Annotated in this window: 9 protein-coding genes; 8 read left to right on the forward strand and 1 reads right to left on the reverse strand. The window is 61.2% G+C overall.

All coding sequences use genetic code 11. The features are described 5' to 3' along the window. Nucleotides 1–159 precede the first annotated feature (159 nt). The 7 genes from AAFX91_RS30775 (at nt 160) to AAFX91_RS30805 (ending at nt 11,843) form a co-directional block, all read left to right on the forward strand. Entirely contained in the window at nt 160–2,325 is a 2,166-nt protein-coding gene (locus AAFX91_RS30775; protein ID WP_394569110.1) for an ATP-binding protein, read from the forward strand. Nucleotides 2,326–2,474: 149 nt separating this feature from the next. Beyond that, nucleotides 2,475–2,942, forward strand: a complete 468-nt coding sequence (locus tag AAFX91_RS30780; RefSeq protein ID WP_394569111.1) for a DUF1348 family protein — start codon at nt 2,475–2,477, stop codon at nt 2,940–2,942. Nucleotides 2,943–3,053: 111 nt separating this feature from the next. Further along, nucleotides 3,054–4,133 (forward strand): LysR family transcriptional regulator, encoded by a 1,080-nt coding sequence (locus AAFX91_RS30785; RefSeq protein ID WP_394569112.1) that lies wholly within the window; start codon nt 3,054–3,056, stop codon nt 4,131–4,133. A gap of 261 nt (nt 4,134–4,394) precedes the next feature. Next, nucleotides 4,395–6,620, forward strand: coding sequence for an alkaline phosphatase family protein (locus AAFX91_RS30790; protein ID WP_394569113.1), 2,226 nt, complete (start codon nt 4,395–4,397; stop codon nt 6,618–6,620). Between the two features lie 704 nt (nt 6,621–7,324). Further along, the gene (locus tag AAFX91_RS30795) at nt 7,325–9,508 is read left to right on the forward strand and encodes an ATP-binding protein (RefSeq protein WP_394569114.1); all 2,184 of its coding nucleotides are present in this window, start codon (nt 7,325–7,327) and stop codon (nt 9,506–9,508) included. Nucleotides 9,509–9,726: 218 nt separating this feature from the next. Next, nucleotides 9,727–10,926 carry an adenylate/guanylate cyclase domain-containing protein gene (locus AAFX91_RS30800; RefSeq protein WP_282531101.1) on the forward strand — a complete coding sequence of 400 codons (1,200 nt, stop codon included), beginning with the start codon at nt 9,727–9,729 and terminating at the stop codon, nt 10,924–10,926. A gap of 224 nt (nt 10,927–11,150) precedes the next feature. Continuing rightward, nucleotides 11,151–11,843: an ABC transporter substrate-binding protein gene (locus AAFX91_RS30805; protein WP_130581276.1), complete on the forward strand. Its 693-nt coding sequence runs from the start codon at nt 11,151–11,153 to the stop codon at nt 11,841–11,843. A gap of 81 nt (nt 11,844–11,924) precedes the next feature. Here AAFX91_RS30805 and AAFX91_RS30810 read toward each other — a convergent pair whose 3' ends face one another. Beyond that, the gene (locus tag AAFX91_RS30810) at nt 11,925–12,467 is read right to left on the reverse strand and encodes an AAA family ATPase (protein ID WP_394569115.1); all 543 of its coding nucleotides are present in this window, start codon (nt 12,465–12,467) and stop codon (nt 11,925–11,927) included. Between the two features lie 555 nt (nt 12,468–13,022). Between AAFX91_RS30810 and AAFX91_RS30815 the strand changes: the two genes are divergently transcribed. After that, nucleotides 13,023–13,199 carry a hypothetical protein gene (locus tag AAFX91_RS30815; protein WP_165421322.1) on the forward strand — a complete coding sequence of 59 codons (177 nt, stop codon included), beginning with the start codon at nt 13,023–13,025 and terminating at the stop codon, nt 13,197–13,199. The last annotated feature ends 432 nt before the right edge of the window (nt 13,200–13,631 follow it).

Consider the following 13,631-nt stretch of genomic DNA (forward strand, 5'->3'; position numbering starts at 1 on the left):
ACCCCATGGGGTCAGTCCGCTGACCCCGCAAACCTCTCACAGAGGCGCTCTTACACAAAACTTCTGACACTCCCCGTCGCTTCAGCGGTTGGATGCCTCGCGCATACGCAGGACTCGCTATCGCGGCTGCTCGCATTTCTTGCCGACAAGCGCCTTCTATTGGTTCTCGATAGCTGCGAGCATGTGATTGAGGCTGTCGCCATCCTGGCGGAGGGCGTGTTCCGCCAAGCGCCGCTCATCCACATCATCGCGACCAGCCGCGAATCCCTCCGCGTTGAAGGCGAGAACGTTCATCCGCTTCGCTCTCTCGACAGTCCAACGAGCGGGACGGCGCTGACCGCGGCCAAGGCACTGGCCTCTCCTGCTGTACGGCTCTTCATGGACCGGGCCGCCGCCGGCGGATATCGGGACGAGCTCACCGACGAGGACGCGCCCATCGTCGCCGATATTTGTCGCCAGCTTGACGGGATGCCGCTGGCGATCGAGCTGACGGCCAGCAGGGCGAGCACTTACGGCATCGGCGGACTGGCAGAGCTGATCGGCGACCGCTTGATGCTGCTTTGGCAGGGGCGGCGCAGTGTGCCACGGCACCAGACGCTGCAGGCCATGCTCGACTGGACCTACGATCTCCTGTCGGATCGCGAGAAAGCGATCTTGTGCGCGCTATCCGTCTTTGTCGGTGCGTTTACGATGGAAATGGCGCAAGCCGTCGTGGCAGAAGCGGACCGCGATGAGCTGCAGTTTGCAACCATCGCAAGCCTGGTCGACAAGTCGTTGATCTCGGTCTCGCTGACGGGAGACGCAAGCTGGTATCGGCTGCTTGATACGACGCGGGCATATGCCGCGGTCAGGTTGAAGGAGCTGGGGGCAGCGAACGCAACTGCAAGACGACATGCACTCTACTACGCCGAACGCCTCGCGGGACTCCGGGGCAGCACGCTGCGGGATCGCGATCTAACGCCTTACTCGCGACAGATAGGTGACATCAGAGCCGCACTCGAGTGGAGTTTTTCGCCGTCAGGCGACAGGTCGGTTGGTGTGGCGTTGGGCGCCGGCGCGGTGCCCCTGTTCCTTGGAATGTCGATGCTGAGCGAATGTCGCTGGTGGTGCCTGCAAACGATAGATGCACTGTCAGAGGAGGATCGCGGAACAAAGCTCGAACTGAGGCTCCAACTGCCATTGGCGACATCATCGATCCACGCTCATAGTGACAGCGTGGAGGTGGGGACGGCACTGGAGCGGGGACTGAGCCTTGCCGATTCCATGGGCGATGCCGACTACCAGTTGGAATTTCTGGCCGGTCTTAATCTTTATCGCGCTCGGCTCGCGGATTCTGGCGGCTCGTTGGCGGTAGCGCAACGTTACGCTGCCATAGCCAGGGAATTGGGCCGGCCGCGGGAAGTCGTGATGGCCGAGTGGATGCTTGGCGCGAGTTATCATCTGGTAGGAGAGCAGGCCGCTGCCCAGCAAAGCTATAAAAGAGGCTTCGAGCACGCAGCGGCTGCCGGCGTGAGCGAGCTGCATTCCTTCGGATACGATCATCAGGTGCGAGCGTTTGTCGGTTACGCGCGGACATTGTGGGACTGCGGCCTTCCGGATCAGGCGGCTCAATTTGCATATAGAGCTATCGAGGTCGCCGAAAGGAAAGAGCATCCTGTCTCGCTTTGCATCTGCCTAGTCTTTGTCGCGCCAGTGTTTCTGTGGCGGGGAGATCGGCAGATCGCGGAAGAGCTCGTAGAACGACTCATTACCTACGCTGGCAGGTACTCGCTCGCCATGTACAGGGCCGGCGGCCTGGGCTTGCGAGGAGCGCTTATGCTGGAGAGAGGGGATACAGAGCCTGGCATCAAGACCCTGCGTGAAGCTCTGTCCACCTTGCGAACCGAGCAGCGAAACATCCTCTTGCCATCCAATTCGCGCGCCTTGGCCGAAGGTCTCGCCCGCACCGGCAACTCGGCAGAAGCCACCAGCATCATCGATGCGGCCGTAGCCAACGCATTGCGCGGCTCCGGAACCTTCGAACTGCCCGATTTGCTGCGGGCTCGCGCGACGGTGCTGCTCGCGGCGTCACCAGCGAACTGGCCGGCGGCGGAGGCATCGCTCAAGGACTCGCTCGACTGCGCCAGGCAACAGCACGCTCTTGGATGGGAGCTGCGTTCCGCGATGGCATTGGCGCGCCTGTGGATGGAGCATGGGCGCGTGGACGAAGCACGATCGCTGCTGGGCGACGTGTACGGACAATTTACGGAAGGATTCGAAACCGCTGACCTGAAAGAGGCGGAGCGTCAGCTTCGCGTTGCCGGAGATCTGACGTCATATCCTTGACGTAGTTCGTTCTCGGGGACCAGCCACGTACGATGCTGCGGTGCACCATCATCGCCAGACGTGAGTTTTACAGTTTCTTACACCAATAAACTCGTAGCCAGTCCGGTGCTGCTCCACTCTGCGTTCCTGTCGTCCGCGGAGCAACGACCATGTCACCACGCTTCCCCTTGCCACCCTTCACTTGGGACACCGCGATAGCGAAGGTCCGAGCTATCGAGGACTGCTGGAATGGCCGCGAGCCCGTTCGGGTGGCACTGGACTACACGGTCGACAGCTTCTGGCGAGATCACCTCGAATTTTTCTCCGGACGCGCCGCCATCGAGGCGTTTTTGGCGCGCAAGTGGGCAAAGCAGTTCGAGTACCGGCTGATCAATGAAGTGTGGGCCTTTGCCGACAATCGGATCGCGGCGCGGTCTGCCTATGAATACTGCGACAGCGAAGGAAACTGGTTCAGGGCCTATGGAAACGAGAACTGGGAGCTCGATCCGGATGGGCTGATACGCCGGCGTATCGCCAGTATCAGCGAGCAGCCGATCGCTGAGGCCGACCGGATGTTCCTGTGGCAGTTGGGACGCAGGCCCAATGACCACCCTGAGCTCAGCGATTTCGACTTTTGAGGCGCTTGGAGCGCAGCTTTCTGACAACAGGCGGATCCTGCTCGTTCTCCTCCCCGCCTGAGATTGGATCCGCCGAGCTAAAGCCGAAGCAATCATCTGAGTGGTCCAGCGATGACGACACAGTTCAACCGGCTTGATCTGAACCTCTTGCGCGTCTTCGACGCTGTCATGGAGGAACGAAGCGTGTTACGCGCGGGTCAAAGGATTTGCCTTAGTCAGTCGGCCGTCAGTCACGCTCTCGCTCGGTTGCGGGAAATGCTGGGCGACGAATTGTTTGTCCGCACGGCCGCTGGAATGCAGCCGACTGCGCGTGCGCTTGCCATGGCGCCATTGATCCGGGAAGCATGGAAATCACTGGAAACGGCGATCGGCCCGCCGAGATTCGAGCCCGGCAGATCGGCCAGGCGGTTCACGATCGCGGTGAGCGATTTTGTGACCATGGTTATGGTGCCTGATCTCCTCCGCTTGTTGACGCAAGAGGCGCCGTTTGTCGACCTCGTGATCCGTCCGGACTGTCGGATCGACCTGACCGAGCAGATCGATCTCGGACTGATCGACGCCGCAATCGGAACTTTCCCGGACGTTCCTGCACGCTTCCGGTCGAGCTCGCTGTTCGCGTATGACGATGTTCTCATCGCCCATTCTTCGCGGAAGCTTGGCAGGCTGTCGCTCGAAGCGTTGTCCGGCCTATCCATCGCCGCGGTGTCGCTGCACGGCGAGCACGAAGGGCTCGTGAACGGCTTCGTATCCGAACGTGGGTTGGCTCGCCGGTCCGAAATGTACGATCGAGCGGCGCTCGAACAGGCCTTCGCCGGATCGCAGCGAGGTCCGCGTATCGCGATTTCGCTGTCGCACTTTCTCGCGCTGCACGCTCTGCTCGAGGATACCGAGCTCGCCGCGATCGTACCGCGGCCACTCGCGAGGTCATTGGCCCGCATCCATCCCTTATCGACGTACGAGCTGCCCTACAAGACGAACTTGGCGGACGTTGGCGTTCTCTGGCATGAACGCAATACGAACGATGCGCCGCAGCAGTGGCTGCGCGAGGTGCTGAGGCGGGCAACCGGGTCGCTGCGCGCAACTCCTGCTTGTTTCCCATCAGCCGCCATGCGTCCATCCCCTCCGGCGACGTCGATTGCGCGCTTTGTTGCACCGATATCATCGCGCGCCGGCGAAGTAGCAGGGGCATGAATGCAGACGGAACTGCCCTTCCCACGAGGCCGGCATGATCGGAATCCTGAGCTCTTCGGTCGTGCGCCTGAGGATTTTGCGCGGTCAATCACGGGAAGGTCGCCCTCGAGTCGCTCGTGCTAGCATCATGGTGGCGTTGTCGCCGCAACGTTACACGTGTCGCCGAAGCGTCACATGCGCGTCGTCAGCCAAGCCCGATAATCGCTGCGTCGTTTCCGACCAAAACTCGCGCTGATTGCGCAGCGAAAATGGGGCGTCCATATGAACTTGAAGAGTTTTCTCTCCTTGATATTGGCAATGTCGCTCGCTGCATCGCTGACCGGCGTTGCCGCGCCGGCGCACGCCGATAACGACGGCGGCAACCGCGACCACGGCGACAACCGCGACCATGATCATGATGGCGATCAGGACGGGAACCATCATGGCCGTAAGTCGCCGCGAGTGGTGGTGATCTCGCTCGACGGCGCCAAGCCCGATTTCATCCGGCAGTTCATCGACGAGGGCGTGCTGCCGCGTGACGGCGGCCTGGCGCGGCTGAGCCGCCGCGGCGCGGTGGCGGAGCAGAACGTGACGGCGTCGCCGTCGCTCACCGCGGTGTCGCACATCGAAATCGCCACCGGCTCGACGGCGGTCCACAACGACATCCCGTCGAACACCTTCCAGGCGATCGTCGGGCCGATCTCATCGAGCATCAGCGGATTTGCGGCGCCGATCGGCGGCTATCGCGAGAGCCCGCTCGGGCCTTCGCCGCGCCCGACAGCGTTACCGCTGTGGGTGCAGTTGCGCCAACAGGGCAAGAAGGTGGTCACCGCGACGTGGCCGGGCGGCGACGGCGCCGACATCTCCATCAACAACACGGTGGTGCAGCCGGCCCAGCCGATCCGCGTCACCGACTTCACCGTGCCGTTCGGGGCATTCGGCGGCATCGGGGCCCAGGGCTTCTCGCTGTCCCGGGGGGACTTCACGTCCGATCCGGCTGTTGTCACGGCGCTCCAGGCGGCCGGCCACTTCTCGTTCAGCCCGGTGCTGGTGACCTCGGCGCCGGTCGAGACATTCTCGTGCTCCTCGGCGTCGACTGCGACCTGCACCAATGCGGCGACGCTCGACGTCAAGTATGCGATCCGCGTGGCGGCGCTCGACACTACCAATGACCGCAAGGTGAACTACGACACCCTGGTGTTCTTCGACACGGCCCGCGGCATCACGGCAGGACCGTTCCACGCCCCGTCGACCGGACCGGCCTACGTCAAGCTCGGCGGCGAGAATGCGCCGTTCTTCTTCGAAGGCAGCGGGGCCAAGGTCGGCGCCGCGTACTTCGTCTCGGCGCTGGCGCCCGATCTTTCGGTCGTGCGTTTCGCCCGCTACGGTGCCAACTTCATCCCGCGCAACGCGGCGGTGCTGGCCGATGTCGACGACATCAACAACAATGTCGGGTTCTGGCGTCCGCAGGCTGACTTCCGCATTCCGGAGCGGCTGAGCTCGGGCTTCACCAACTTCCCCAACCTCGAGATCGAGACGATGTTCGAGGACATGGTGAAGACCTTCGTGCGCTACCAGGCGAACATTGGCGAGCGCGCGATCCGGAACCATCCCGACGCCGACCTGGTGATGATCTATATCGAGCAGCCCGACGGCTCCGAGCATCAGTTCCTGCTCACCGACCGCCGCCAGGGCACCAACCCGACCGACCCGAACTCGATCGGCCCCAACCAGGATCCGGCCAAGGTCGCGCGGTACGCTTCGTATATCCGCTTCGCCTATCAGACGGCCGACAAGGCGGTGAAGCAGATCGCCGATGCGGCGGGCCGTGACAGCAATGTCATCGTGGTGTCGGACCACGGCTTCGCGCCGTTCCACACCTCGGTCAGCCTGACCAACATCCTGCGCAATGCCGGCATCGACACCACCAAGATCGCGATCCGCACCTCAGGTCCGGCGGCCAACATCTACGTCAACCTGCAGAACCGCGAGTTGGGCGGCACCGTCGATCTGGCGGCCTACAAGGCGCTGGTAACGCAGATCACCGACGCGGTGAAGAACGCGGCCGATCCCAACCCGAAGTTCAACTTTTCGCTCAAGGACGGGCGGATCTTCACCGTGGTCGAGACCCGGCCGCTGCAGTGCGAGGAAGGGACCGGGGAGTGCACCAGCAAGACCATCGGCCAGGATTTCGGCGATGTGTTCGCGCTGATGGCCCCGGGCTACAACTTCGACGGCATCCAGAACCCCGGCGTCGCCCGCCTCGGCGATGCGCCGTTCAATGCGGCAACGACCATGCTGTCGATGCCGAACTTCTACGGCGCCCATGGCCACGATCCCGAGCTGCCGGTGATGAGCGCGACCTTCATCGCCGCCGGCCCGCAGATCCGCAAGGACGCCACGATCCGCCGCATGCGCAACACCGACGTGGCGCCGACCGTCATGCAGATCCTGGGAGTCACGCCCCACCGCGTCGACGGCGAGGTGCTGCGCGAGATCCTGCGCTGAAAACCGGCGCGCGATCCTCAAACTCGTCCGATGGGCGCCGACCAGCGCCCATCGGAACTGGCCTCGTTGTGCAGCTCAGCCGTTTCTCCGAGGCCCTGCTCCATACGCGTGGAAGCGGGTTCCTCGTTGCTGCACGTCCTGGCTTCTCTTTGCCAATTTTTTGGCCGCTCGCCTACAATCGCAATCGTTTCCCGGCGGACTGAAACAGCTCTGTAATGCGGCCGGTTCAGTTTTTACGGCAGAAGATTGGTAGCGGGACAGCAGTTCAATGAGAATCGCTCTATCGCCCTGACGTGCCAAGGGCCAACCCGACCGATAGATCGGCCTTCCTCGTTCCCGCGGAGCCGTGGACCTGCGGGGCCAACTCCAGCGATGTCGAGCGCCCAGTCTGAGGACGCTGCATTGGGCCGTAGGGTTCAATGGTTCGTGAGGCTGTTGAATGTTACCCGTGCCGCCATAGGCTCACCCGCCGCCAGTCTTCTCGTCGCTCTGCCATCCCTGGCATCGACATGGGCCAACCTGTTTTCACGGCCGTGGGTGCCACTTCTCCGCGACGAACTGGTCAATGAAGGCTCGGAATAGCGCCACCGCTTGATGGCGTTATTTCCGATTGCAGTTCGGAGAACTCTTCATGCAATGGCGCTTGTCGGTGGACTGGGCACGGTCGGTCTGATGCCACCGATCATGCGTAGGAAAAGGTCGAAATGAGCAGCCTGTTATCACGCTTATTCGCGCTGGTGGCAGTCGCAATACTGCCGGCAATCGCGATACAGGCGTACAATGAAATCGACCTGCGTCGCACGCGCCAAGTTGAAGTACAGGACGAGGTATTGGGGCTCGCCAAGCTCGCCGCCGCTGAGCAGCAGCAGATCGTCCTGGGAGTTCGTCAGGCTATGACTGCGCTTTCGGAGCTTCCGGCGATAAAGGAGAAGGACGTCCAAGGATGCAACGCTTACCTTTCCAGGATCAAGCAACGATACCCGGAGTTCATCGTCTTTATCGTGGTCGACATCAATGGCAACTCCTTCTGCGACTCAACCAGAGAGCATAAGCCATCTACCGCCGCTGGACGTGCCTACTTCGCCAGCGTCGTAAAAACCGGACAATTCACGGTCGGAGAGTTCGCAGTCGGCCGAACCACCGGTCGCAACGTCCTCCAGTTTGCGCTGCCATTCTACGACGATCAGGACCGCATGGGCGGCATCGTCGTAGCGGCTCTCAGCCTCGATTGGCTTGCTGACTACATCGCGAAAAAGGGCGTTCCCACGGGAGCCGCGCTTGCCATCACGGACCGCAACGGCATCTGTCTCGCTCGCTATCCTGACAATGCCCTGTTCGTCGGCAAGAAGCTGCCCGCCGGGAAGGATCCGACGCTCTCCAACGGGACTGTAGAGGATATGGTCAACATTGACGGCGTGCGAAGAATTGTCGGATTCGCCGCTGTGGGGGAAGATCTTCTTGTCAGCTACGGCCTTGGCAAGGCCCAGACTTTCACCAAGATCGAACATCGCACGCAGCGCGACGTGTTGTTCATCTTCATGGGCGCCCTGGTCGTTTTGATCCTGACGGCGTGGGGCGCCCAACGGTTCATCCAGCGCCCGTTTGCACAATTGGTTGACGCTGCGAACCGATGGCGGCTCGGCGAATTCGGCCGGCGTCTGGACATCCCGGGCAATTCGGAAATCGCACGGGTCGCCAGGGCATTCAACGCCATGGCCGATGCGCTGAAGCACCGTGAGCACGAATTGTCCGAAGCGAGGGAGCAGTTCCATCAGAGCCAGGAGATGGAGAGCGTCGGTCAGCTCACCGGCGGCGTCGCGCACGACTTCAACAACCTGCTCACGGTGGTCTCCGCGAACCTCGAACTCATCGAGGCGGGCGATGATATCGGCAAGATCCGGCACTTCGCCGCGGCTGCACGGCGTGCTGTCGATCGGGGGGCAAAGCTGACGGCGCAGCTTCTCGCCTTCTCGCGACGGCAGATATTGAATCCAAGGCCGGTCAACACAAACCAGCTTGTTTCCGAGTTCCAGGGAATCATTCGCAAGGCGGTTGGGGAGGCATGCCGGGTCAAGGTGTGGACCAGTGAAGGATTGTGGCTGTGCCATGTCGACCCGGCGCGGCTGGAGACCGCTCTCCTCAACCTGGCGCTGAACGCGCGCGACGCCATGCCCAATGGCGGCGTGCTCGACATCGAGATGAAGAACGTCGTCGTGGGCGAAGGAGCCGTGGCGGGGTGCTTGCCCGGATCGTATGTCAGGCTGTCCGTTAGGGACACTGGTTCTGGAATGCCTCCCGAGGTGCGGAACCGGGTGTTCGAGCCATTCTTCACAACGAAGGAGGTCGGCAAGGGTAGCGGGCTCGGCCTTAGCATGGTCTACGGCTTTGTCCGTCAGTCCGGGGGGCACATTGCCGTCGAAAGCGCATTGGGAAAGGGGACCACTGTTTCTCTCTACTTGCCGAGAGCCACGCAAACGCCTTCCGTCGAACTGGACGACGTCCGATCCCAAGCGTTTCCGGCCGGTTCGGAACGAGTCCTGGTTGTCGAGGACAACGACGATCTTCTGGACCTCACGTCGGCGATGCTGACCAGGTCGGGCTATCAGGTTCGTTGCGCTCGCAATGGCACGGAAGCGCTTCGGCTGCTCCGGAGCGAGGAATTTGACCTCCTGCTGAGCGACATCGTGATGCCAAACGGGATCAACGGCATTGAGGTTGCCCGCGAAGCGAGGAAACTGAACAAAGGCATCAAGATCCTGCTTGCCTCGGGCTATGCGGGCGACGCGCTGGACCGACATCAGGCGGTAGGCGAATTTCCGATTATCGACAAACCGTTCCGCATGTCAGAATTGGCGGCGCGCTTGCGGTCAATCCTGCACGAAGCTTGAGCGGCTTTCGCGCCGTTGCTTCCGGATCGGCAGCGGTCCGCTACGGGGGTCAGAACCGGCGGTGGGCGCTACCCCTGCGGCCTCCCGCGCCGGGCAGGCGGCAACCCCCCAACAACCCGACGCGCGCAAGCAAATTGCGGCGGGCTTCGTTGACGCCGTCGGGCGGGGATACGACATATCCTGTACCGTCGATCCAGGTCACCACCGAGGAACAAGCTATGAACCCGCCGCCAAACATCGATCCCGGCACCGTGTATTCCGACAACGACGTTGTGCACTGGCTGACCAACGACACGCGCGATGAGCGCTTCATCGACAATATTTTCGCCGAGATGTGTATTCGCCTTCAGCGAGCGGGCATTCCTGTCAAGCGGGCGTCGCTTCACATCCTGATCCACCATCCTCAATGGCTCGGCGCCCGGATGATGTGGGTCGATGGAATGCGCGAGGCCGAGATTCAGAGAGTCGACTACGATGTCGTGGGGCGATCCGAATACATCGGCAGTCCAGCAAACGAAATTCGCGATGGTGCCACCGAGGTGCGCGAAAACCTCGCACGCGATGCCTCGCTGGGCCGTAAGCATGCCATCTATGACGAGATGCGGGCCAAAGGCTTGACCGACTATGTGGCTTGGCCGCTGTATCATACGCTCGGCAAACGGCATATCGTGACCTTTGCAACCGACCGGATCGGAGGTTTCGACGACGCGCATATCGCCAGCCTGCTAAAACTGTTGCCGATCCTGGCGCTGGTCAGCGAAATCCGTATCAAGAACCGGCTGGCGCGAACGCTGCTCGAAACCTATGTCGGGTCGCATGCCGGCGAATTGATTCTGGCCGGCGCCACCAGGCGCGGCAGCGGGACGACGGTACGCGCCGCCATCATGATCTGCGATCTGCGTGATTTCACCAGGATCTCCGATAACTGGCCGCGCGATGACGTCATCGATCTTCTGAACGGCTATTTTGACGCGATGTCGGAGCCGATCGCGCGACATGGCGGGGAAATACTGAAATTCATCGGCGACGGTCTGCTCGCCATCTTTCCGCTCAGCCAGCCGTCGGCCTGCGCAAATCTGTTGCGCGCCGTGGCCGAAGCCCGTCAGGCCGTGATTGCCCTGAACGAAAAGAATGGCGAAACCGGTCGTGAGCCGCTGAATTACGGTATCGGCGTCCACGTCGGAGACGTCATGTACGGCAATATCGGGTCGCGCACCCGCCTCGACTTCACCGTCATCGGTCCCGCGGTTAACATGGCTTCGCGTCTCGAAACCCTGACCAAACAATTGGGTAGAAAGGTGCTGCTGTCCCGCGCGTTCGCCGACTTCGTCAAAAGCGATTTCGATCTCGAACGCGTCGGCGAATATCCGGTGCGAGGCTTCAGCGAGCCAATCGAGCTGTTTGCCTATCATGGCTGAATGCGGAGCTATCGCCGGGTGCGAGCCGCTCCGCCTGCGTCGCGAAGTTTGCCAGATTAGCGCTGCCTTGTTAACGTTCAGTCGGCTGTGATAGCCTCAAGGGTTCAAAGCAATAAGCCCCGGGAAAATCCGCTGAGACGCCGCAGGATCCCAACGTCCTCGGTAGGGCGGCTGTAGCATCTCAGTTTGGCGTATCAAAGGTCATAGCCGTGCCAACCTTGAGAGTGGGGGCAGCGCTTCCCGATCCGCCATTCGAGTTCTTGACGAGCGATGGCCCGGCGGGATTTGACATCGCGCTGGTGCAACGCATCGCCGGGATGCTCGGCCGCCAATGGCGGCTGGTCCCGTACACGGGCTCCGATTTCAACGGCATCTTCGCCGGTCTGGATGCCGGCAGTTACGACTGCGTCGCCTCTGGCACCACCATCACGCCGGGCCGGGAGGCAAAGGCCGATTTCTGCAGGCCCTATGCGATCTCAGGCCAATCACTTGTCGTCGATGTCATCCGCAATCCGAACGTACATGGCATCGCCGATCTCAAAGGTCTGGTCGTCGGGGTGCAGCAGGGCAACACCAGCCAGCCAGTTGCTGAAAAACTGGTTGCGGAGAAACGTGCTGCCCGGGTGCGCGTCTATGCTTATCACGAGATCGAGAAAGCGCTCGACGATCTGACAAGCGGAGGCTGTGACGCCTTCATGAAACTCGCACCTGTCACTGCTTGGCTCGTGCGCGGCCGGCCGAGGCTTGGGGTCGTCGAGACCGGTATCACTGTGGAGCGCCTTGGCATCTGTGTCCGCAAAGGAGACATCGCGCTGCGCGATGCAATTAGCGGTGCGCAGGCCGCGCTTGCAGCCGACGGCACGTTGGCCATGCTGGTCAAACAGTGGCTCGGAGCCGGGGCCACGCTGCCATCATGAACATCGCCGCATGCTCCCGCTGGCCGAGGAAGAGGACACGTGTCGGTGGGCGGACTCGATGCGTATGGCTCAACAGGAGCGTCAGCACTCGAGTGAGGTTAGAATCCAGTCGGCTCGCTCGGCGACGTTCAGTTTCGGCAGCACGCGGATGTCGTAGCCCAGGGACGGATAGACGCTGATCAATCGTTCGTATTCCGCAACGGCCTCAGCGAGACTGTGCCGTCGTGCCCGGTCTGTCGCGTAGATCTCGGGCCAGGGCGGCGTGATGAACACGCGTTTGTTGTAACGATGAACCAGACCGAGACTCTGAAGGACCGGCTCCCCCGTCAGGTGCTGGAGCGCAGCGCAAGCATCGATCAAGCCTCGATCAAAAAAAATCCAGCGGGCGCCGGCTTCAGCCGTGACTTCAGCCTTGGCCCGATCGGCGAGTGACACCTCTATCGCGCGCCGGGCAAAGGCAACCGCATCCACCCACGGCAGCGCTCTCCCACCGCAATTGAGTTCCTCGGTCACCACCCGCCGGCCCGGCTCGTCGACCGTAGCGAAACCACGTTGTCGAAGCTCTGCCAGCAGGGTCGATTTGCCACCGCCGGAGCAGCCTGAAATTGATACGAAGTTTTCCATCTAACCGGTTGCTTTCAAGTCGCCCGTGCTTCATGCGTTAGAGCATGATCCGGAAAAGTGGAGACCGGTTTTCCGAAAAAGATCATGCTCGTGAATATCGCTTTTGGCTCAAGAGTGGAGGGGGAGCCGAGTGGAGGGCCCGACGTCCGGCTTATTTGCTTGAAGTAGGGCCGCGGCTTCACGCTCAGCATGCTGCCGGCGAAGGCGAGGGGCATACCACCGATGACGAGTCCGGCAACCGCACTCCAGCCATCAGCTAGGTTGCGCTAATCGACTGTCCTCCAGCACATGTGCAGCATAGGCGTCATGAACGTTGCGATCCACTGGAACTGGTGAGCTAGTTCACAATGCCCGAGATCATTGAGTGTTAGATAGGTTTCATGCGGAGTCTGACCATGCGTGCCATCATCGTATTTGCTGTTCTTTTCGTGATCGTGGCTGCAACGCACCACGGTGCTTATCGACCGTATCCAACTGCTCCAATGCCTGCAGTCAATGTTCCTTGACCGGATTAGCCTGGGTTCGTAAAACATGGGCTCTTGAAGAGGAGCTGTAATGGCGAAGAAAAAGAAAGCCACGCGGGTGTTATGGTCGAAGGACGACCTGAAGACGCTCAAGACCATGGCGAAAGAGAAGCGTGGTCGAGACAAAATCGCAAAGTCTCTCAAGAGGTCGCCCGCAGCGGTGACCGTGAAAGCATCGGCCCTCGGCATTTCACTGAGCACCAAGTAGCTTGACATCCCTGCTTGCGAGGCTCGCGATGGGGAATGCGTAGGCCGATTCCGTCTCCGCGCGGCTCGGCCCGTATCTTAGATAGATAGCTTCATCGCGTCGATGCAAGGCGTTCGCGTCAGCGCGCATCCGCCTTGCCTCCGCAATGCACATGTCGCTTCGATAGCGACCAGCTCGATCTGAATTCGGCATGCGAGACCCGTCACGCGTGACGGCGTTGTCTCGCGCGTCGAGCGGATCGGCCGGCATCGAACTGATTAGAGTGTTTTCGAGCGAAGTGGGTACCGGTTCGCGTGAAGAAAACGCGTCAAAACAAGAATCTAGAGCTTCTGTTCTGATTCAATCAGAACCGAAAATGCTCTAGGCCGTGTGGACTCTTGGGATTCTCAAATCAGATTGAACGTGATTCAAGGCTTTCTTTTAGGAGGAAGC

Origin of the sequence: Bradyrhizobium sp. 31Argb, assembly GCF_043638955.1 — a bacterium.
Lineage (GTDB): Bacteria > Pseudomonadota > Alphaproteobacteria > Rhizobiales > Xanthobacteraceae > Bradyrhizobium.

What these genes read in the sequence shown, in the direction of transcription:
- AAFX91_RS30780 (WP_394569111.1), top strand. Translation starts at nt 2,475, where the DNA reads ATGTCACCACGCTTCCCCTTGCCACCCTTCACTTGGGACACCGCGATA.
- AAFX91_RS30785 (WP_394569112.1), top strand. Translation starts at nt 3,054, where the DNA reads ATGACGACACAGTTCAACCGGCTTGATCTGAACCTCTTGCGCGTCTTC.
- AAFX91_RS30790 (WP_394569113.1), top strand. Translation starts at nt 4,395, where the DNA reads ATGAACTTGAAGAGTTTTCTCTCCTTGATATTGGCAATGTCGCTCGCT.
- AAFX91_RS30795 (WP_394569114.1), top strand. Translation starts at nt 7,325, where the DNA reads ATGAGCAGCCTGTTATCACGCTTATTCGCGCTGGTGGCAGTCGCAATA.
- AAFX91_RS30800 (WP_282531101.1), top strand. Translation starts at nt 9,727, where the DNA reads ATGAACCCGCCGCCAAACATCGATCCCGGCACCGTGTATTCCGACAAC.
- AAFX91_RS30810 (WP_394569115.1), bottom strand. Translation starts at nt 12,467, where the DNA reads ATGGAAAACTTCGTATCAATTTCAGGCTGCTCCGGCGGTGGCAAATCG.
- AAFX91_RS30815 (WP_165421322.1), top strand. Translation starts at nt 13,023, where the DNA reads ATGGCGAAGAAAAAGAAAGCCACGCGGGTGTTATGGTCGAAGGACGAC.